Source organism: Vibrio sp. 1069 (assembly GCF_033340555.1).
Map to the genome: position 1 here is coordinate 1 of NZ_JAWOWP010000587.1, position 605 is coordinate 605.

The 605-nt window shown below is 47.4% G+C and carries 1 protein-coding gene; it reads left to right on the top strand.

The features are described 5' to 3' along the window. On the top strand, positions 1 to 575 hold a 575-nt coding region (locus R7040_RS27905; protein WP_318097809.1), incomplete at its 5' end, for a riboflavin synthase. Positions 576 to 605 lie beyond the last annotated feature (30 nt).

Genomic DNA, 605 nt, shown 5'->3' on the forward strand with positions numbered 1-605 from the left:
AAGTAGGTAAGTTAGACATGTCTGACGTAAAGTTAGGCGACAGCATCGCAACTAATGGTGTGTGCTTAACGGTGATTGACTTTGGAAGCAATTACTACAGCGCGGATTTGTCTCTCGAGACCTTGAAAAAAACCGGTTTTGCAAACTACCAAGTAGGCGAAAAGGTTAACTTAGAAAAAGCCATGCTGCCGACGACACGTTTTGGCGGACACATTGTATCTGGACACGTGGACGGCGTGGGTGAAATTGTGGAGCGCAATCAAGTTGGTCGTGCGATAGAGTTTTGGGTCGCGATGCCTGCTGAGATCAGCAAGTACGTGGCAGAAAAAGGCTCTATCACCGTTGATGGCATCAGCTTAACGGTGAATGATTTGCGTAAAAACGCATTCAAACTGACGATTGTGCCTCACACCAGTGAAGAAACCACCATCGACCAGTTCCAAGTGGGCCGCAAAGTGAATTTAGAAGTGGATGTGTTGGCGCGTTATATGGAACGCTTGCTGCAAGGTCAGCAAGAAGAGCAGCCTGAATCTCGCATCACCATGGACTTCTTACAACAAAATGGCTTTGCGTAAGCGCTCAGCCACGTTGCGATAATTGCCATA